Raw genomic sequence first — 21,992 nt, 5'->3', positions numbered from 1 at the left:
CCTATAAATTCCTTAAAACATCTGCCATTTTTGTGGCTCGTTGATGAACTTCTTCCTCTGACCAAGACAGTTTGATCAAACAGGAAATATTCCGGGAAATCCAATAATCGGATTTGGAAAAGTCCGATTGGGAATAATCCGGCAATTGGTTCTTTACATCCTGTGGTAAATTACCCAATGATTTCTTATGGATCAAATGTTCCCATTTGCGGTAGTAATGCCAATTATTATCATACCAATAAAAACAGCCATCAAGCCCAGCTTCTTTAAGTGCATTCTGTGCCAACTTTGCCCTCTCACCATCAGGCAGGAAAAAACTAAGAAAAGAATAATTCTCCACTCCCCCATTGGGTACGGTTCTAAACGTGATATTATCTATGGGTTCCAAGGCTTTTCTTATGATGCTGTAATTACGTTCCTGAATATCCAGAAATTCATCCAAACGCCTAATTTGTGCTAGTCCGGTAGCTGCATTCAGTTCCGAGATACGATAATTATATCCTAAGAACGGATGCGCCTCCGCCCCCCTATCATTTCCAACATGATCATGTCCGTGATCGGAATAATGATCTGCATTACTGTAATAACTTTCATTATTCGTAATTATGGCTCCTCCTTCCCCACAAGTTATGGTCTTTACATAATCGAAGGAAAAACAACCTAAATCCCCATAACTACCTAGTGGTTTGCCATTATAACTACCGCCGATTGCCTGACAAGCATCTTCCAGCAACAATAAACCATGCTTATCACAAATAGACTTCAAGGCATCCAAATCGGCCATTGAACCGCACATGTGTACGGGCATTACGACTTTCGTATTTTTTGTAATCGCATTTTCTACGGCTAGTGGATCTAAAGTGAGCGTAGCATCGATATCAACCAAAACCGGAATCGCACCTAAAGCCAAAACAGCTTCAAAACTGGCGACAAATGTAAAAGTGGGCACGATAACCTCGTCCCCTGCCCCAATACCGGCACTCGCTAACGCAACGGTCAAAGCGGCAGTGCCACTGCTCACCATATGGGCATATTTAGACTGCATTCGTTGCGTTAGAGCCGATTCCAATTCCTTTGCTTTCCAATGGCCTTGACGCATACCATCAAAACCATATCGCATTAGTACTCCGGAATCCAATACATCCTGTACTTCCTTTTTTTCTTGTTCACCAAAAAGTTCAAAACCTGGCATTCTATTTATTTTTTTAAAATTTATTCAATGATTTCAATAACACTTTCATCAACATGCTTCCTCACTTTTTCCATTTTTGAAAAGGGATCCGTCTTTGACCTATACCCCACAGGTAAAACCAAAACAGAAGTGAGTCCCTTCTCTTGCAATCCCAAAAGTCTATCATATTCCTCAGGGATAAAACCTTCCATGGGACAAGAATCTATTTCCTCCAGCGCACAATACGACAATAGATTGCCTAATGCCAAATAAGCCTGATTTGTAGCCCAAATACCTACTTCTTCGGATTCCTTCTTAGAAAAGCTATCGACTAAGGAATCTTGGAAAGGTTTCAGTATTTCGTCTTTTGTACCCCTAACCTTTCTAACAAGATCAAAATATCGGGTTATAAAGTCGGTATCGATCTTATTCTCTATACAGATAATCAAGATATGGGAGGCGTTACCTACCTGTCCTTGTCCGTATGAAAAATCCACCAATTTTTTCTGCACTTCCTTATTATGTAGAATTACCATTTTTAAGGGCTGTAAACCGTAGGAAGTTGCCGTAAGATTAAAGGCGTGTTTCAATCCATTGACCTTTTCTTTGGGCAATATCTTTTTTGAATCAAATTTTTTAACGGCATATCGCCATTTTAAATGTGCAATGTTCTTCTCCACTTTCAACAATTCTATTTTAATTTAAATCGAAAAACCACAATTTTATGGCCATGATAATGACCATTATCACAATAAAGGTCATTATAAATCCGTCACCCTTTTTTACAGAGACCCTACTAGCCAGCCAAGCCCCCGACCCATTTCCTATTGCCAAGACCAGTCCTACTGCCCAATTCACCTTGTCGTTCAAAATAAAAACGACCAATGCTGAAGCGGTGTAAAGAAACACCACGGCAACTTTGGTAGCATTTGCCCGTACCAAGGTCATTTGACTCACATAGTGTAGGAAGATGATCATGACAAACCCTAGTCCGGCATTAATGAAGCCACCGTAAATACCAAAAAAGAAAAATGCTACAACATTTATCCACAAATACTTGCCTTTGGTACGCTCCAAAAAATCTTCCGAACGGATTTTCGGCTTAAAGATAATGATCAATATTACCAAGAACATTATTATAGCCAATATTTTATTGAAAGTTTCTCCCTTTATATCAACCGCTATGTTCGCCCCTATAATGGATCCGATCAAGGCAGAAATCCCCAGATAGAGACTAAACGGATACGTAGACACCTTTTTACTCTTAAACCCAGCTGTGGCAATGGCCGTTTGTATTACAATGGCAACCCTATTGGTACCATTGGCAACGCTAGGTGGAAGACCCAAGAATATCAAAACCGGTAATATGAGTAGAGATCCACCCCCGGCAACCGTATTTATAAACCCAACTATAAATCCGACGGTAATCAAGAGAACATAATGATACCATTCTTCCATAGGGTAAAAATAACCCCCTTGGAAAGAATAATACCGATCCATTTAAAATAATAATCAACTTTCCCTTTTTGGAATTGAAAAAGGTTATTATATTTGCACCCGCATTCAGGGAATACCTGATGAGGCACTCAGGAGAAATGGCAGAGTGGTCGAATGCGGCAGTCTTGAAAACTGTTGAGGGTCACACCTCCGGGGGTTCGAATCCCTCTTTCTCCGCAAAAAGAAACCCATAACGAGAGTTATGGGTTTTTTATTTTATAGAAAGTTTAAAATGATGGAGTCCAAAATTACCATGACAATTTGAGGGATTATTTTAGGTGGTATATGATAAGGAATATCATGCGAGACACTTAAAATATAATATTCAGATTTAATAACAGCAATTACACACTGCAACTTATTACTAATTAAAACTTCATATCCCCATTCTAAATTACCCCTCCATCTCAATATCCATTAAATTAAAAACCAATATACTGCATTTCAACAGTACAGTACAGGATGCTAAATACTAAAATCCCACTTATAATTGTAATGGGTTCAGTTCAATATTTAAATAGGAAAAACTAACTTATTTACTGTTTTCCCAAAAAACTCTTGAAAATGAAAGATTATCCATTTTTATGATAGAAACCATTTTTAAAGTTTATACTATTTTAAGGATAATAAAGTCATTTATCGGCCCACAAAAAAACCTTTTAGTTTGATTTCAATAAGTTTCTTAATTATATATAAACCAATGCCACTCTAAAACTATGTAGTCCCATTCGCTTCTAAAATAACAAATTGCACTGCAACTAATAACACAATAAATGAATCGTAAAGATTTTATACAAAGATCTACATTGGCAGGAATAGGCCTAACACTCCCTTTGGGGGCATGGCTTTCTTCCTGTACCGAAACACCAAGTAAAGAACATTCCTCTGAATTCAAAAAGTTGACCTATGATTTATTGAAAAATTGGTGCGATGGACTGATAAAAACCCAAATCATGGATACTGAAGACCCTAAAATCCATGGTATGTTCAAATGTCCGGCATGTAATAAGGTTCATGGACGAATGATGGATGCCGTTTATCCTCTCCTTGCTATGGCAAAATACACGGGAGAACAAAAATATCTAGATTCTGGAATAGCAGTAATGGAATGGGCACAAAACGTGACCTTGCCCAGTGGCGCATGGTCCAATGACCTTAACCCAAAATCTTGGAACGGCATTACTGTTTTTGGAGCTATTTCATTGGCGGAAGCTTTACATTATCACGGTGACCTTTTGGATGACCAGCGTCGAAAAAACTGGACAGACAGATTGGCCCGAGCCGCTGATTTTATTTATAAGAAATTCCCAACAATGGATGTGACCAATGTGAATTACGGGGCAACTACCATTTATGCCCTAAACCTTATTGGTAAAATACTCAACAAACCTGAATATCTGACTCGCAGCAAAGAACTGGCCGAATCAATAAAAACATACTTTACGGCACCCAACAATTTTTTATACGGCGAGATAAAACCCAGTGCACATAAGTTAAGTGCTAAAGGATTACCTGGAGTGGACTTAGGCTATAATGTGGAAGAATCTTTAAACAATATTGTGCTATATGCAGTTCATGAGAACGACACAGAACTCCTTGATCTTTTAGACAAATCATTGAGCACCCATTTAGAATTTATGTTACCTGACGGGGGTTGGGACAACGGTTGGGGAACACGAATGTTTAAATGGACCTATTGGGGCAGCCGTACATGTGATGGCAGTCAACCGGCTTTGGTCTTGATGGCCAACCGTAATCCGGCATTGGGTACGGCAGCGGTAAAATATACGGAATTACTGAAAAGATGTACGAACAACGGCTTATTACATGGGGGTATACACTATGTTTCACATTGGATTAAACCCTGTATACACCATACTTTTGCCCATACCAAACCATTGGCACATTTGTTAGACAATTGGGATAATCTGCCCAAAATAGACACTACTGTACCCCTACCTAGAAGCACCGCTGATGGAATAAAACACTATAAGGAAATAGACACCAGTCTGTTTGCTCGTGGCGATTGGAGAGGAACCGTAACGGCTTATGATGCAATTTATAAAGATGGTCATTATCGTCAAGCAACAGGTGGGGCCATATCTCTTTTATACCATAATAAAGTAGGACTTTTATTGGCTGCAAGTATGGCCAAGTATGAATTGGTTGAATCGTTGAACCAACAACCTAACCCAGGGGAAGATTTCCCCTTTACCCCAAGGGTAGAAACAGTACATAAAGACAAATGGTATTCCAACATTTTTGACCGTGCTGCCAATATTTCTTCAGTGGATACAGATGGAAAAATCCGTATAGATGCCCAATGTCAATTGAAAAATGATGAAAATGAAGCTGTTGAAGAAACTGCTTCTGAATTCAGTTTAACCTATCATTGTTCCGAAAGCGCTTTGCAGATTTTGGCAAACACCAACCAAAAAATCACCTCGGAGACCGCTTTTGTTTTGCCGATTATTTCACCCACTGGAGAGGCCGTAACACAGGTAAACCCAAAAGAGATAACCGTACAAAAACCAAAAGGTTTGGTTAGGATAACTTCAAGTGTACCCCTAAAAATCAGTGAAATCCCGAAGGAACGAATCTTTAATATGGTACCAGGGGCAGAAGCAATTCCGATTATGGCGTTTTTTGAAAATAATGAAAATACAGTATCCATTACGATAGAAGTATCCTAGAAATTTATTTCTAAATCCAGACAAATGAAACAGGTTTCTTTTCTTTACTTTACAAAAAAGCACTTATTACTACTTTTATGTTTAGGCATTTTTTCTTGTAAGCAGGAAAATAAAAACTTGTCCCCATTTGAATTAACGGTCAGTGAGGGTTTTGAAAACCCAAAAGGGTTTTATGATGCTACTCCGACTTTTTCTTGGAAGCTTCCAGAAAACATAAAATCACAAACTGCCTATTCCATTGTTGCTGCAAGTTCCCCCGACCTTTTACCAAACAATCCTGATGTATGGAAAAGCGGAAAAATAATATCTGACCATTCCATATTCATTAAATATGAAGGTCCAAATTTGGTTTCAAGACAGAAAGTATACTGGCAGGTTAAGTATTGGGATTCCCAAGAACAACCATCGGAATGGAGCGAGATAGCAAATTTTGAATTGGGACTTTTAAAGAATAATGATTGGAAAGCCCACTGGATAGGAATCAATACTGCAAAAGACAGCATCAAAGGGGTACGGGAATTTTTAATGCATAGACCTCAATATTTGCGAAAGGTATTTGAATTAACTACTGATATCACCTCAGCCAGATTGTACATTACGGCAAAAGGTGTTTTTGATGTTCATTTAAATGGCAACGATGTGAGTAATGACGTTATACCACCGGGATGGACCCCCTATGACAAACGCATTGAGACCATCACCTATGATGTTACCGATTTAATAGAATCAGGTCAGAATACCTTAGCCGTAGAATTAGCTTCTGGTTGGCACTCTGGGAGAATCAGCAGAGGAAAGGCTCTTTATGATAATTTGGCTTCGCCTAAAATTTTATGTCAATTAGAGCTAGAATCAATAGATGGCTCAAAGAAAATCATAGTCTCCGATAAAAGTTGGAAAGGTACGGCCAACGGCCCCATCCGATTGGCCGGCATCTATGATGGTGAAGTATATGACGCTAATCTTGAAATGCCGGATTGGACAAAGACCTCTTTTAACGACAAAGATTGGAAAAGTGTTGAAACCGAAGCTATCATGGACTCCGTCAAATTAGAACCTAAACGCCATAATACGGTAAAACAAAAAACGATCATAGATGATGTGACTATTGTATCAGTAGACAATAACTCGGCAATTTTCAATTTAGGGCAGAACATGGTAGGGGTGCCCAAGTTAAAGGTCCCGATGAAAAAAGGGGACACCCTGAAAATCCGTTTTTCTGAAATGTTACTTTCAGATGGTACTTTTTACACTACCAATTATCGTTCTGCACGATCAACCGATTATTATATCGCTGCTAAAGACGGTATTGCAGAATATACACCAAAGTTTACCTTCCACGGATTTCAATTTGTAGAATTAAGGGGATTTGACCAAAATGCCAAACCAAGCTCAGATTGGGTACAGGGCCTTGTGCAACATTCAAATTTCAAGGTAAATGGAACGTTTACATCATCACATAAAAAATTAAATCAACTCCAAAGCAATATTACTTGGGGTTTGCGTGACAACTTTTTTGATGTCCCCACAGATTGCCCACAACGCGACGAACGTTTGGGATGGACAGGAGATGCACAAGTTATTTCGCCTACCGCTATGTTCAATTATAATACACATGCTTTCTGGACAGCATGGCTACAAAGTATGCGCGAAACCCAATCCGAACATGAAAATGGTTTAATACCATTCATTGTTCCTGATGTGCTTCAAAATAATAATGCCAGTTCAGGTTGGGGTGATGCCTGTGTTATTATTCCATGGGATATTTATAATATTACGGGAGATGTTACGGTACTTGAAGATAGTTATGAATCTGCAAAAAAATGGGTTGGATACTATGAATCTAAAGTTAAAAAGAAACCCTATATACCGATAATGCATTCTTTTGGAGATTGGTTGCAACCTTATCCTTCTAAAAGTTTAAAAAAGGGAAATAGAGGTGATACACCAAAGGAATTAATTAATACCGCTTATTTTGCGCATTCGGCGCATTTAATATCTAAAATTGCAGGTGTTTTAGGTAAAACGGATGACGAAAAAGAGTATAAAAATTTGTATAAAGCTGTTGCTAACGCTTTTGAAAATGAATTTTTTGACGAAAACGCTAGGTTTAAACAAGACAAGCAAACTCAAACAAGTTATTTACTAGGTATATATTTCGATTTATTTAAACCAGAATCCAAAATAAAAGCGCAAAACCATTTGCTTGAAGAAATTAAGAAGGCGGATTATCATTTAGGAACAGGGTTTTTAGGAACACCAATTTTACCCAAGGTTTTGGATGATATGGGTGAGATTGATTTAATGTATAAAATTTTGTTCAAAGAAACCTATCCGTCTTGGTTTTATTCTATCAATCAAGGAGCGACCACCATGTGGGAACGCTGGAATAGCTATAATAAGGAAGAAGGTTACAACCCGCAAAGTATGAATAGCCTGAATCATTATGCTTATGGTGCCATAGGCCAATGGATGTATGAAAGAATTGCAGGAATAGCTCCTTTGGAACCTGGCTATAAAAGCATTAGAATTGCCCCAATTCCAGGAGGACCTCTTACATCGGCTGAAGCTAGCTACCACTCCCCTTATGGAAAAATAAGTTCTGCATGGAAAAAAGAAAATGGTTCATTTTATTTGAATGTTACCGTTCCTCCAAATACCACGGCAATAATCAATATTCCTGGGAATACAGAAAAAGAAATAAAAGTCAATGGTGGTAACATTAAAGACTATCAGAACATAAGAATGATGGATTCGCAAGAAGGTTCTTTTGAAGTTTTGGTGCGACCCGGAACCTACAGTTTTAAATCAAATTTAAATTAAATGGGGAAAAAATTTATCTGGTTCATATTAACGATCACACTATTCACCAATTGTAATACACATAACGAAAAGGAATTCATTTCCTTGCGTAATATAAAATTCAATACCGATTGGAGTTTTAAGCTGATCGATGAAAAATCGGCCTCACAACCTGATTTCGATGATTCTAGTTGGGACAAGGTTAAAATTCCACATGATTGGAGTATTGAAGGGGAAATCAATCGAGATAACCCTTCTGGACCCCAAGGTGGATTTTATCCCGGTGGCATAGGTTATTACAGAAAAAACTTTGCTTTTGAAAAAACATGGAAAAACAAACGGGTTTTGATAACTTTCGATGGGGTAATGAGTAATAGTGAAGTATGGATCAATGGCAAATCACTAGGGAAACGTCCTAATGGGTATGTTGGTTTCACTTATGACCTAACCCCATATTTAAATGAAAGGAACAATGAATTAACCGTACGCGCAGATAATTCTGCTCAACCGAATAGCCGTTGGTATACAGGCTGTGGAATTTACCGTAATATCTGGTTGAATGTGAAAAACAAAATTGCAGTTGCCGAAAACGGTACATACATTATAGCCCGTAATATTACCGATGATTCCGCAGAAATACATATAGAAACCACTTTAGACAATACATTACCAACAGATGAAAAGGTTCAAATCATTAATGAAATATACAATCCTAAGGGAGAAAAGGTATCGGAAAGCACGGTAGATCAATATGTACTGAAAAACGCCCAAAAGATAATAAATCAAAAAATTGATGTTAAGAACCCAGATTTATGGTCAACGGAATCACCGATTCAATATACTTTAATGACCAAGATCACAAAAGACAATATTGTACTTGACACCTATAAAACCAAATTTGGTATCAGGGATATTAAGTTTGAAGTTGAAACCGGTTTCTGGTTAAACGGAAAAAACATCAAAATTAAAGGCGTTAACAACCATCATGACGCAGGACCGGTCGGCGCGGCCGTACCCGAAGATGTACTTCACCGTAGACTTAAGATCCTGAAAGATATGGGGTGTAATGCCATCCGTACGGCACATAACCCATTTGCTCCAGAGTTTTACAAACTTTGTGATGAAATGGGCTTTTTGGTAATGGATGAGGTTTTTGATGAATGGATTGCCTCCTGGCCATGGGTTGATTATAAAAATGAAGGTAAGGTAAAGCATGGTTATCATGAACATTTTGAACAATGGGCACAACAAGATTTAAAGGATATTATACTTCGCGACAGAAACCACCCAAGTATTATTATGTGGAGTGTCGGTAATGAAATTCCAGATCAATGTTACCCCGAGGGACCAAAACGGTTAAAGCCATTAATGAAAACCGTTCATAAATTGGATAATACAAGACCTGTGACCGCAGGCTGTTGCTTCATACATTTGGCCAACGACTCCGGTTTCGCTTCCATGCTCGATGTTACAGGTTACAACGGTGGTGGTGGGTCCGTTTTTTATGAAAAGGACAAAATAACTTATCCTAATAGAAAGTTCATTGCTACGGAGATTCCCCATTCGTTTCAAACCAGAGGGGTATATAAAACCAAAACGGTGATGAGGTCACCTAAGCAAGGTATTGCAGTACCGGATTTAACACAGGAAGAGGTTTTTCCTGAATTCTCAAATTTTTATAACTCCTCTTATGATAATTCAAGTGTTCGAATAAGTGCCCGGGATTCTTGGAGAAGAACAGATAGTATAGACTATGTAGCAGGGGAATTTAGATGGACAGGTTATGATTATTTAGGTGAAGCCATAAATGGTTGGCCGGCCCGTTTTCACAATTTCGGAATCATTGATCTATGTGGTTTCCCAAAAGACCATTATTATTTCTACAAAAGCCAGTGGACGAATGAACCGATGGTACATATTTTGCCACATTGGACATGGCCAGGAAAGGAAGGGAAAGTTATCCCTGTATGGACATATTCCAATGCCGAAGAAGTAGAGCTTTTCCTTAATGGTGAATCGTTCGGTACAAAGCGTAATGAAGGGCAAATGAATCTCTCTTGGAATGTACCTTACGAGGCAGGAACAATAAAGGCGATTGCCAGAACAGACGGCAAAGTAGTAAGTGAAAAAATTGTAAATACAGCTTCAAAACCGGCTAAAATTCAAATTCTGGCAGATAAGGAAACTATGAACGCCGACGGCGAAAGTTGTATACACTTAGAAGTCAACATAATCGATAAAGATGGCAATCTTGTACCCAATGCAAACAATTTAATTCATTTTAAGATAACCGGGCCGGCTGAGAATATCGGTGTTGACAATGGAGATCCGTTGGACTTGGCTTCAACCAAGATTAATGAACGAAAGGTATTCAATGGCAAATGTTTACTGATACTACAAAGTAAGTTAGAAGAAGGAAACATTAAGGTCGAAGCCTATTCGGAGGGGCTTACGCCAAAAACGGTTGAATTAAATGCATTGACCGTAAAACAATGAGCATAACCTTATTAACAATCGTCAAAGTAAGATGACCTTTAAAATGGCCAAACAACTATTATATTAATGACTGGGCAATTTACGGCCATACATGGTATCACCGACTGGATAGGAGCTCTATCAAGAGAAGAATGGTGCAAAAAGAACAAATCGGAAATTTGCCCAGACCCAAGCTATGAATACAATCTATTTGGTAAGCCATAACAGTCAAGTTCTGAAAAAAGAAGTGTTGCAAGCCGTTGAACGAATGAAAATACATAATAGCAGTAAATACAACTATATGGTGTATTGAAATTGATTAGGAACTTTTTTAGTGAATCAATTAAAAGTCATCTATGTTAATACAGATGAAAACCCATAAGATCAATCTAGATCACCAAATAACCATGCTGAAGTAAATAATGACTTTTTCAACACCATATAATAATAAAGTAAACAACCGAAATCCTAAATAGGGAGATGAAAACAAAATACTACATAATAATCACACTAAGTATACTCCTACTTGCATGTGCTGAAAAAAAAGAAAAATCAATACCAAAAAAAACAGAACATCCCAATGTACTTTTTTTAGCTGTAGATGACCTGAATATGATGATTGGAGGACTTGACGGACCTGCTAAAACACCGAACATAGACAGATTAATTTCAAATGGGGTGGTGTTTTCCGATGCGCATTGCCAAGCTCCTTTGTGCGGACCTTCAAGAGCTTCTTTAATGACAGGTTTAAGACCTTCTACAACCGGTATCTATGGTATGGTTCACGACAATAATATACGTTCAGGGAATCCGGCAACCAAGGATATTGTCATGCTCCCTGAATACTTTAAACAAAACGGATATCATACCATGGGCATTGGAAAATTGTTCCACAACCATGCTCCAGATGGTGTTTTCGATGAATCGGGCGGCCGGGTAAAAGGTTTTGGACCTTACCCTCCAGAACGTTTTGTTTGGGATGGTTTTGGTACATCTGACAGAAAAAAATACGGAAGAACAAGTACCGATTGGGGTGCTTTTCCTGAAGCTGATTCGTTAATGCCGGATCATCAATCGGTAGATTGGGCGATGGAACGACTGAATAGGAAACAAGATAAACCTTTCTTTATGGGGGTAGGCTTTTTACGGGTACATGTACCCTTATATGTGCCACAAAAATGGTTCGACATGTATCCGTTGGACAGTATTGAAACAATACCTTATAGGGCAGATGACCTCAATGACGTTCCTCCGATTGCGCTAAAGATAAACGACCTTCCCATGATGCCATCTACCGAATGGGCCATTAAAAGCGGGGAATGGCCTAAGATCATTCAAGCCTACTTGGCATGTATCAGTTTTGTTGACAATGAAATAGGCCGATTGTTAAACGCTCTTGAAAATAGTGAATATGCCGATAATACCGTCATTGTCTTATGGTCTGATCATGGCTACCGGTTAGGTGAAAAAGGTACGTTTGCCAAGCATGCCCTTTGGGATCCCGCTACCAAAACACCTCTTATTTTCGATGCACCCAATCTACCAAAAGGGAAGATAGTTGACAAGCCGGCCGAATTATTATCTATTTACCCAACGCTTCTAGAACTTTGTGGTCTTCCCGCTTATGAAAGAAACGAAGGTAAAAGTTTAGTACCGCTCATGATGGGTGAAACTGAAGAAGAACCTTCAGTTGCCATTACGACCTTCGGAATGAAAAACCACACCATTAAGTCCGATCGTTACAGATACATTCGATATGAAGATGGTGGTGAAGAACTATACGATCATAAAACCGACCCAAATGAATTTACGAATCTCGCCAGGAAACCCCAATATAAGGAAGAAATAGCCAGGCTTAAAGAATTTTTGCCAAAGACAAATGCCCACTGGGATCAAAATTCATCCTATACATTTCAACCTTATTATGTAGAACAAAAAGCAAGAACAAATGGAACTATTAATAGGCCTGTCAAGGTAATTGGAGCAGACCACTAGTTCGTTATTATAGTAATTTAAAATATCACATAGTAATGGCATTTTAGTGTTGAAATATACCCAGTTACGATTGCTAAGTGTACAAATGAATTGTTGATTACAATGTAATCAACAATGAGAGCACCCCCTGAACATTCATTTAACAGGATTACGAAACATATAAACAACCCCTTGATCGGAATATATAAACCTGTTTTTACTAAAGGCAATTAAGCTGTAAATATTAAAAATAAACAAGAGGGACTATAAACGAGTCACAACAGCATTACCTCACAATTTACACCTACCAATTACTGCCTTTCAATCTACTTTTTTGCATTTAATCAAAGAAGTAATGAATTGTTGAACAAATCAATACTTTTTCTATTTGTACCAATAGAAATCTTAATTATTTTATCAGAATAGATTAGAACATTCATAATTGCAATACGGGCCAACATAGTGCCGACTCTTCAGTCTTACCACGAAATGATTAGAGATCGATTTTTATAAATCACATCTATTTATTATAAAAAATTCTTTCCAATTTGAGGATGTATTGGATATCATTTCCTTATTAAAAACAACTCTCATAACCTAAAATAAATCAAATCTCCATTTGTTGTATATTGTATTTTTTAACCATATAATTGATATAAAAACAATTTAATAGTTATTTTTTTGTGATTTTAATATCATTTGCCAACCCCTATAAACATTAAGCAAATCAGGTTTTTTTTGTCAATTGACACAAAAAAGGACAGGATAGGACAGGATAGTGTTAAAAGATTCACAAAGTATATTCATAAAATCAACTCACAAAACAATCAACTTATGAAAAGAAAAAAAACTAATTCCCGTAATTTCTGGAGTGGGGTTTTAACCCTTCTCTGTGTCTTTAGTTCGGTGGTTGCATGGTCGCAACAAACCGTATCAGGAAACGTATCCGCAGACGACGGCCCATTACCAGGGGCATCCGTAGTTATAAAAGGAACAACTACAGGCGTGAGCACAGATTTTGATGGCAATTTCACGATTCAGGCAGAGCCCCAAAGCGTTCTTGTAATCTCTTATATAGGCTATGCTCCAAAAGAAGTTGTTGTCGGTACCCAAACACAAATCAATGTGCTCTTACAATCAAGCAACGAATTAGATGAAGTCGTTGTTATCGGTTATGGAACCACAACGAAATCTGACTTGACCGGTTCTGTTGCATCAGTAAGTTCTGAAGAAATCACCCAAGTCCCTTCTTCAAGGGTAGACCAAGTATTACAGGGTAGGGCAGCCGGAGTCCAAGTGACACAAGTTAGTGGTGCGCCGGGCGCAGGAACAGCTATTAGAGTTAGGGGTGGTAATTCCATTACCGGAAGTAACGAACCACTTTGGGTCATTGATGGTATTGTTGTCGGAACAAATTTCAACCTGAACAACATTAACGCAAATGATATAAAATCCATAGAAATATTAAAAGATGCCTCTTCTATAGCCATTTATGGTTCAAGAGGTGCAAATGGCGTTGTATTATTAACCACTAAAAATGGCCTAGGTGTAGGAACCGGAAAACCTGAAGTAAGTGTAAATGTATATACAAGTATGCAGATGTTACCTGAACTTCCGGATTTATTATCACAAGCGGAACAAATCGCTTTTACCAACGAAAGTGCCGAGTTTAGATCTGCCGCATTACCATTCCCTAATGACCCCTCTACCTATCCAGATAATGATTGGGTTGATTTGGTAACAGGTCCAGCTCCTATATATAATGCCGATGTATCCATTTCAGGGGCTTCCGAAAACGTTAACTACTACAATTCTATCAATTATTTTAATCAAGAAGGGATTGTAAAGAGCACTGGTATTGAAAAGTTTATTTTCAGATCAAATTTAGATATAAAACTTAGTGATAATTTGAAAGCAGGATTCCGTATCAATTATTCTAGAATAAAACAAGATAATGGTCTTACCTCATTTGGTGGCAACGCTTTTGGAACATTGCGTACACAACCCATATACAATGAAGACGGTACTTATAATGGGTTTAATGATGTTATCGGTTCGCCATTCTCGAACCCGCTTGCAAATTTTGAATTGAACACCAATGAGACCTTCACCAATAACTTGTTGGGAACCGTTTATTTGGAATACAAGCCAGCACCAGCCTGGACTATTCGTTCGACTTTCAGCCCAGAATTCAATAATACAAAACAAAATAGATTCAATTCTAGTCAATTACCTGGCAATCTGGCCATAGGGGTAACCGATGGTGGAACTGCAAGCGTACGGACCGTGGCAAGTACTGGTTGGAATAATGAAAACACTATACAATATCAAACCGATATCAATGAAAACCATAGCCTTACCATACTTGGTGGAGCCTCTTTTCAAAAAGTTACTACAGAAACCACCGAAGCAGAAGCCGCCGGTATTACCAGTGATGCTACCGGATTTAACAATTTAAGTAATTCCGATCCAGCCAGATCAATAGTGAACAGTGGTTATAGCGGATTTCAAATAGCTTCTTTTTTTGGAAGGATAAACTATAGTTATAAGGATAAATATCTATTAACCTTGGTGGGAAGAACAGATGGTAGTTCAGTTTTCGCTGAAGGAAATAAATATGAGTTTTACCCTTCGATTGCAGGTGCATGGAAAATTAGTGAAGAGGCATTTATGCAAGACCAAAACTTATTCAAGGATTTAAAATTAAGAGCTAGTTGGGGACGTTCAGGTAACCAAGCCATCGGAGCATACAGAACACTTGGAGTTTTAACGGAAGCGAACACTACTTTAAATGGATCTGAAGTACCCGGTCTAACATTGGGTAGGCCTTCAAATCCCAATTTAAAATGGGAAACCACCACTTCATTGGACATAGCATTGGAAGCATCACTGTTTAACGGTAGGTTATTTACAGAATTCAATTACTACCAAAAAGAAACCAATGACCTCCTGTTGGATGTTACCATTCCTAGGCAAACCGGATTTACCAGTCAGTTGCAGAACGTTGGGGCCCTTGAAAATAAAGGATGGGAATTATTGGTGAATTCCACCAATATATCAAATGACAATTTTAGTTGGAACTCTACGATAACCTTATCGTCAAACAAGAACAAAATATTAGATCTTGGTGGACAAGAATTTATTGATGTCGTAGTAGACCCCATTATTGGCTCGGGTAATACTCGATTGATCGTAGGTGAATCGGTTCCTGTTTTTACAGGGGTAAATTATCTGGGAACCTGGAAAAGTCAGGAAGAAATAGATGCTTCCGGCCTTTCCTCTCAAGTAGTTGGAGGAGCAAGATTTGAGGATTTGAACGGAGATAATATTATTTCAACAGAAGATAATGTTGTTTTGGGTAGTCCGTTTCCCGATTTGATCTTTGGATTCGAAAATTCATTTTCATACAAAAATTTTGATTTTTCATTTTATTTTCAAGGTACCACGGGCAATGAAGTCTATAATTTAAGAATGCGTAATCATTATTTTAATCGTGGTGAAACGGTGAAATTTGGAGATTTACGTGACCGTTGGACAGTTGAAAACCCAACTTCCGACATTCCAAGGGCAGGTGGTGATTCGGTTACAAACACACCTAGTAATTCGGAATATGTTGAAGACGGCTCTCACATTCGTCTTAAAACTGCAAGGATGGCCTATAATTTCCCAATAGAAAAAATGGGCTTAGACGGTATAAAAAATGCAACCGTATATGTATCGGGAAGTAATCTGTTGTTATTTTCGAAGACTCGTTTGATTGAGCCTGAGGCCAGTAACTTTGGCAGATCTGGATTAGGTAATATAGCACAAGGATATTTAAATGGTGAATATCCCAATCCTCGTGTTATTACACTTGGTCTAAACATAACTTTTTAAAAAATAAAAAATCAGATATGAAAACAAAAAATATATTTATATACACCTTCATATTATTTTCGTTTCTAAGTTGCGAGAAATTTTTAGAAGAAGAACCAAGAGCAATTGTGGCACCAGAAACTTTTTTTGCATCGGAAAACGATGCAAGACAGGCTATTCAGGGTACCTATGCCATTCTGAAAAACAACTCGATATACGGTCAAGTAGGCCTTGATCATTTTTATGACAACGGCGCAGATATAATTGAACCCAATCGTTCAGCAAATTTTGTAGAACCTATTGGCAATTATTCATTGAATGAAGCATTAGCCGATGTGTCAGTACAAAAAATGAGTGTTTCGGATACATGGAAAGACCTTTATAGAGTTATTTTCAATACTAATATTATTATAGATAGGGTTAGCGGCAATGAAGCTTTACTTCAAGAAGCACGGACAGAAATCATTGCTGAAGCTACATTTTTACGAGCATTATGTTATTGGCATATTACCAATCTTTGGGGAGCTGCACCTTATTATAACGAAGTATTGACACTTGAAGAAGTCGGTCAATTAGGAAGAACGGATGAAGCAACCATAATTAACGGTATTTTGTCCGATCTACAATTCGCACAAGCCAATTTACCAGACTCTTATCCAGAGGCACAAAGAGGAAGGGCTTCAAAATGGGCCGCGGCTATCATTGAGGCAAAAATTTATATGAAACAAGAAAGCTGGGAAGCAGGTCTGGCCAAATGTTTGGAAATCATTAATGAATCCCCTCATATGCTTTTACCAACCTATAATGAAGTTTTTGATCCCTTGAATGAGTATAATGCTGAAATTATTTGGTCCTTGGATTTTGCAAAAGATATTGAAGGTATATTTGACCCAGCTTTTCCTGGCGCCGCCTTTGCAGGTAATAATAGCTGGAGACCCAGTATGTTCAATCCACGTTTGAGGGATGAACCCAAAAACACAGATGAAAGAGGTGCATTGAGGGATGCACTTTCTGCAAACGGACAAGCATTTAATGGAACAGGGTTACAGGTGGCATCTAAGGATTTTGCAGAAAAATTTCCTTTGAACGATTTAAGAAGGGAGCTAAACATTGTGGATAACTATTTGGGGTTTGATTTAAATTTCCCCTACATGGCCAAATTTTGGAATTTAGATCTGGAAACTTCTCCTCGTTTTAACCATTCAGATAATCGAATGGTGTTTAGATTGGCCGATGTGCACCTGATGGCTGCCGAATGTGAGAACGAACGCCCTGGAGGGGACCCTACGGTTGCTTATGGGTACATCAAAGAAATTAGGGAACGCGCCTTTGCGACCATAGAGGAGGCTGAAGCAATTAAAGGGTTGAGCCAGCAAGAGTTTAGGGAAGCCATCTACGATGAACGTAAATGGGAACTAGCCGGAGAGGCACATAGAAGGTATGACTTAATAAGGTGGGGTATATTGCTTGATGTGGTTCAAAATCTTGAATATCGCTTCTGGGAACCGAATGTCAATATAAAACCCTACCATGTCTTACTGCCCATTCCTCTGCAAGAACTGGAACAAAATCCTGCTTTATTGGACTCGGACCCTACTAATAATGGATATAGGTAAGATGAAAAATAATATTGCACAAAGCACAATCTTATGGGTAATTTAATTTTGAGTTGTTTGAGTTAGTTTGGAAAATGGGGCAAAAGAAATCTTTTGCCCCATTTTATTACATAACAGATATTCCGATTTCTTATTTACGTTCTTTTTCCATATTCGATAACTCCGATAAATATATCAGCCCTATCTGAAAAAGAAAAATTACCGAGAAGATTTCATTACCATGCACTTGAAGTTCTTAATAATAGATAAAGTCAGCACAGTGCGGGATAGATATTCGCGAACCAAATAATATATTGCCTACTCATATCTGATTACTCATTATGAAATTTAGAATTGTTCTCTTTGTATCTTTATTCAATGCCTTTATGGCATTTACACAGATTAAACACGGCCTTCGCGATGAAGCTGGGCGCCACATCATACCAAGAGGTTTCGTGGTCAACACCAATGACCATAAAGGTGAGATATTTTTCAACTCTGACGATTATACCAGAATGGTTCGTATGGGAGCCAATACACAAGTCATACGATTGGAACTAGGAAAGTTAAGCATTTTCCCAGGTGGCAGATTAGAACAGGATTATTTGATGAAACTTGATACTTTGGTCAACCTAGGCAAAAATTCCGGTATGAAAACAGTTTTTAAAATGACCGTTTATGGGGTAGATAAATTTATTTGGGAAGAGTTTTGGTTGAACAAGAACAACGAGTACCAAACCTATATAGAAGCTTGGAAGGTAATCTGGAACAGGTACACAGACGACCCATCAGTCTTGGGATATGACATTGTCAATGAACCTAGGAAGCTAACGATGGATATTTCTTACGACCGCCTCACAAAAAAATATCTGATTCCCCTTTACCAAAGGATTATCGACGAAAGTCAAAAGATAAATGCCGATAAAAAGATTCTTTTACAATCCATATTCATGAACAAAGGAGAAGGTATCGACAATAATCAATATGCGGAAATCACCGCGCCCATTAACCGGGAGAATATTATATTCGCCCCACATATCTATCAAAATAAAATTGATTTTATCAAACCTGTGATGGATCGCTTTGACCAAGAATCACAAATGCTCAATGCACCTATTCTTATCGGGGAATGGGGATTTCCCACTTTTGCCACTACAGACACCTTGATCTCAGGTAATTTTGGCCAACTCAAATACAGGGAACTTTATATCCGAACTGCAGAAGTATTTGATCAAATGGGAGTTGGCAGTATCAAGGCATGGTTTTTAGGGAATAGAACTATGCAGAATTTTCTTCCCGGAGGACCTTCAACTTGGGCGATTTTCAGTGACAAAAAGGCCGTAGGAACGGTCGAAAGAAAATATATTACCGATATTATCGCAAGACCTTATCCCCAAACCATTGCCGGGGACATACAATCATTTATGTACCACCATGCCACGCGAAGTTTGGACCTAAACATAAAACCCGATAACGAAAAAGGGGCTTCTAAGATATTCATAGGAGCCAATAGACATTATCCCGACGGATTTTCAGTACTAATCGACGATGATATCTACCTCTACCACAACCCATTGAAAAATATAGATTTGGAAGTTTATAAAGTTCCCAAGGATGTTGACCCCCATAATTACATTTGGGATGATAGCAGCCAAAAATTAATCATATTAAAATGGCCGGAAGGTAGAAACCGATTAAAGATAAGAATCGTTCCCGGCATCAGGAATTTTGAAACATCTAAAGAATAAATAAAAGCCAATTAAAATGAAAAAAACGATTTCCATAGTATTGTACATAATGTTCATTGTCGGTTGCAAAACTGAAAACAAAACCTATAAAAGTAAAGAGGACCGCGATATCAATAAAAAAGTAGAACATCTAGTAAGTCAAATGACCTTTGAGGAAAAAATAGCGGAAATGACCCAAGATGCGCCTGCCAACCATCGTTTAGGTATTCCGTATATGAAATATGGAGAAGCCCTACATGGATTATGGCTTGTTCTTGATTATTATGGTAATACAACTGTTTATCCTCAAGCTATTGCTTGTGGCTCAACTTGGGAACCCGAGTTAATTAAAAAAATGGCTTCACAAACAGCAATAGAAGCGCGTACTTTAGGTGTTACCCATTGTTATTCACCTAATTTAGACGTAATTTCTGGTGATCCAAGGTATGGTAGGGTCGAAGAATCTTATGGCGAAGATCCTTATTTGGTTTCGAAAATGGGTGTTGCGTTTATCGAGGGTCTACAAGGTACAGGTGATGAGCAGTTTGATGAGAATCATGTTATTGCAACGGCTAAGCATTTTATAGGATATCCGGAAAACCGTCGCGGCATCAATGGTGGTTTTAGTGATATGTCCGAACGTCGATTGCGAGAGGTTTATCTACCACCCTTTGAGGCTGCAGTTAAGATAGCAAAGGTAGGTTCAGTTATGCCAGGCCATCAAGATTATAATGGAGTTCCAAACCATATGAATACTTGGTTACTAAAGGATATTTTACGAGATGAGCTAGGTTTCGACGGTTTTATAGTTTCTGATAATAATGATATTGCAAGGTTAGGGACCATGCATTTTATTTCGGAAACGAGAGCCAAGTCAGCTATCTTAGGACTAAAAGCTGGTGTTGACATGGACTTAGTCATTGGAAAGAATGTTGACCTCGCATCGTATCACACCAATGTATTGAAGGATACGATAACACAGGATCCTGAATTGATGAAGTACATAGACATTGCAACATCTCGTATTTTAACTGCAAAATATAAATTGGGCTTATTTGATACTGAACCTAAAGAGATTGATACTGAAACTGTTAATGCCGGTACAAAAGAACATCAGGATTATGCTTATGAAATGGCCAAAAAGGCAATTATCCTATTAAAAAATGATAACGACCTCTTACCGTTGGATATGACGAAAATCAAATCCTTGGCAGTTATCGGTCCCAATGCCACCGAAGAAAGACCTGAAAAAGGTTCTTACTCACTCTTGGGCGGGTACTCCGGTTTACCGCCATATTATGTATCTGTTTTAGATGGTATAAAAAACAAGGTGAACAATAATGTAAAAATCAATTACGCCAAAGGTTGTGATTTATTGGATACCTCCAAAGCAGGCTTTCCGGCAGCAATTGCCGCGGCAAAAAATTCGGATGCCGTTGTTTTAGTAGTCGGTGGATCCCGAAGTACAGGTGGTGAAGGTGCTGATCGCTCCGATTTAAACCTTTATGGCGTACAAAACGAACTTGTAGAAGCAATACATAAAACAGGAAAACCAGTAATTGTTGTACTCATCAACGGGCGACCACTAACCATTAACTATATTGCCGAAAATGTACCTTCAATTCTTGAGACTTGGTATTTGGGAATGCGTTCAGGTGACGCAATCGCAGATGCTATTTTTGGCGATGTAAATCCAGGAGGTAAACTTACCGTTTCCTTCCCCCGTTCAGTTGGGCAACTACCTGTCACTTATTTGGAACGTCCCGATTTTATAGGGACCGGCAAAGGGCAGTACAGGTATAGTGATAAGTCTCCCCTGTTTCCCTTTGGTTACGGCCTAAGTTATACTACTTTTAAATACAGTGAACCAATACTTGCAGATGCCACGATTGCCAAGGACGGTTCAACTACTGTTTCCGTGGAAGTTAAAAATACGGGATCCAGAGCTGGTGATGAAGTGGTACAGATGTATGTTCGGGATGATTTTGCTTCAGTGGGCAGGTATCTTAAAATGCTAAAGGGGTTTGAACGCATCCATCTAGAACCAGGGGAAACTAAAACCGTATCCTTTCAATTAGGTTTTGATGAGCTTTCCATTCTGAACCAGGAAATGGAAAAAGTCGTTGAACCCGGTACGTTTACGATTTCCGTAGGATCATCATCAGCTACTAAAGATCTTAAACAAACCACACTTAAGGTTTTTTAA

The 21,992-nt window shown here is 38.4% G+C and carries 11 protein-coding genes and 1 tRNA gene; 9 read left to right on the top strand and 3 right to left on the bottom strand.

Features of this window, described 5'->3' with window-relative positions; translation table 11 throughout:
- Position 1 precedes the first annotated feature (1 nt).
- From GJ691_RS11710 to GJ691_RS11700, 3 genes are read right to left on the bottom strand one after another with little or no spacing between them, the layout of a single operon-like run.
- Complete coding sequence (locus GJ691_RS11710) at positions 2-1,192, bottom strand: DegT/DnrJ/EryC1/StrS family aminotransferase (RefSeq protein WP_154367067.1); 1,191 nt, start codon at positions 1,190-1,192, stop codon at positions 2-4.
- Positions 1,193-1,212: 20 nt separating this feature from the next.
- Entirely contained in the window at positions 1,213-1,851 is a 639-nt protein-coding gene (locus tag GJ691_RS11705; RefSeq protein WP_425481740.1) for an NAD(P)H-dependent oxidoreductase, read from the bottom strand.
- A 16-nt stretch (positions 1,852-1,867) separates the two neighbouring features.
- Complete coding sequence (locus GJ691_RS11700) at positions 1,868-2,671, bottom strand: sulfite exporter TauE/SafE family protein (RefSeq protein ID WP_425481739.1); 804 nt, start codon at positions 2,669-2,671, stop codon at positions 1,868-1,870.
- 89 nt (positions 2,672-2,760) lie between these two features.
- On the opposite strand from GJ691_RS11700, the gene GJ691_RS11695 reads away from it, so the two are divergent.
- From GJ691_RS11695 to GJ691_RS11655, 9 genes are all read left to right on the top strand, one after another.
- Positions 2,761-2,845, top strand: a tRNA-Ser gene (locus tag GJ691_RS11695).
- A gap of 596 nt (positions 2,846-3,441) precedes the next feature.
- Positions 3,442-5,361 carry an ulvan lysase-like protein gene (locus tag GJ691_RS11690; protein WP_154367065.1) on the top strand — a complete coding sequence of 640 codons (1,920 nt, stop codon included), beginning with the start codon at positions 3,442-3,444 and terminating at the stop codon, positions 5,359-5,361.
- A gap of 117 nt (positions 5,362-5,478) precedes the next feature.
- Complete coding sequence (locus tag GJ691_RS11685) at positions 5,479-8,181, top strand: family 78 glycoside hydrolase catalytic domain (RefSeq protein WP_246200167.1); 2,703 nt, start codon at positions 5,479-5,481, stop codon at positions 8,179-8,181.
- Complete coding sequence (locus GJ691_RS11680; RefSeq protein WP_154367061.1) at positions 8,182-10,656, top strand: glycoside hydrolase family 2 TIM barrel-domain containing protein; 2,475 nt, start codon at positions 8,182-8,184, stop codon at positions 10,654-10,656.
- Positions 10,657-11,115: 459 nt separating this feature from the next.
- Positions 11,116-12,630, top strand: coding sequence for a sulfatase (locus tag GJ691_RS11675; RefSeq protein WP_154367059.1), 1,515 nt, complete (start codon positions 11,116-11,118; stop codon positions 12,628-12,630).
- Between the two features lie 813 nt (positions 12,631-13,443).
- Complete coding sequence (locus tag GJ691_RS11670; protein ID WP_154367056.1) at positions 13,444-16,485, top strand: SusC/RagA family TonB-linked outer membrane protein; 3,042 nt, start codon at positions 13,444-13,446, stop codon at positions 16,483-16,485.
- A gap of 17 nt (positions 16,486-16,502) precedes the next feature.
- The gene (locus GJ691_RS11665) at positions 16,503-18,080 is read left to right on the top strand and encodes a RagB/SusD family nutrient uptake outer membrane protein (RefSeq protein ID WP_154367054.1); all 1,578 of its coding nucleotides are present in this window, start codon (positions 16,503-16,505) and stop codon (positions 18,078-18,080) included.
- Positions 18,081-18,400: 320 nt separating this feature from the next.
- Positions 18,401-19,807 carry a cellulase family glycosylhydrolase gene (locus GJ691_RS11660; RefSeq protein WP_154367052.1) on the top strand — a complete coding sequence of 469 codons (1,407 nt, stop codon included), beginning with the start codon at positions 18,401-18,403 and terminating at the stop codon, positions 19,805-19,807.
- 16 nt (positions 19,808-19,823) lie between these two features.
- Positions 19,824-21,992: a beta-xylosidase gene (locus GJ691_RS11655; RefSeq protein WP_154367050.1), complete on the top strand. Its 2,169-nt coding sequence runs from the start codon at positions 19,824-19,826 to the stop codon at positions 21,990-21,992.

It is taken from the genome of Maribacter luteus (genome assembly GCF_009674825.1).
In the GTDB taxonomy this organism is placed as follows: Bacteria; Bacteroidota; Bacteroidia; order Flavobacteriales; family Flavobacteriaceae; genus Maribacter_A; species Maribacter_A luteus.
Note: the sequence above shows the minus strand (reverse complement) of the source record. Positions and strands in the feature narration are given on the sequence as shown.

What these genes read in the sequence shown, in the direction of transcription:
- GJ691_RS11710 (WP_154367067.1), bottom strand. Translation starts at nt 1,192, where the DNA reads ATGCCAGGTTTTGAACTTTTTGGTGAACAAGAAAAAAAGGAAGTACAG.
- GJ691_RS11700 (WP_425481739.1), bottom strand. Translation starts at nt 2,671, where the DNA reads ATGGATCGGTATTATTCTTTCCAAGGGGGTTATTTTTACCCTATGGAA.
- GJ691_RS11690 (WP_154367065.1), top strand. Translation starts at nt 3,442, where the DNA reads ATGAATCGTAAAGATTTTATACAAAGATCTACATTGGCAGGAATAGGC.
- GJ691_RS11680 (WP_154367061.1), top strand. Translation starts at nt 8,182, where the DNA reads ATGGGGAAAAAATTTATCTGGTTCATATTAACGATCACACTATTCACC.
- GJ691_RS11675 (WP_154367059.1), top strand. Translation starts at nt 11,116, where the DNA reads ATGAAAACAAAATACTACATAATAATCACACTAAGTATACTCCTACTT.
- GJ691_RS11670 (WP_154367056.1), top strand. Translation starts at nt 13,444, where the DNA reads ATGAAAAGAAAAAAAACTAATTCCCGTAATTTCTGGAGTGGGGTTTTA.
- GJ691_RS11665 (WP_154367054.1), top strand. Translation starts at nt 16,503, where the DNA reads ATGAAAACAAAAAATATATTTATATACACCTTCATATTATTTTCGTTT.
- GJ691_RS11660 (WP_154367052.1), top strand. Translation starts at nt 18,401, where the DNA reads ATGAAATTTAGAATTGTTCTCTTTGTATCTTTATTCAATGCCTTTATG.
- GJ691_RS11655 (WP_154367050.1), top strand. Translation starts at nt 19,824, where the DNA reads ATGAAAAAAACGATTTCCATAGTATTGTACATAATGTTCATTGTCGGT.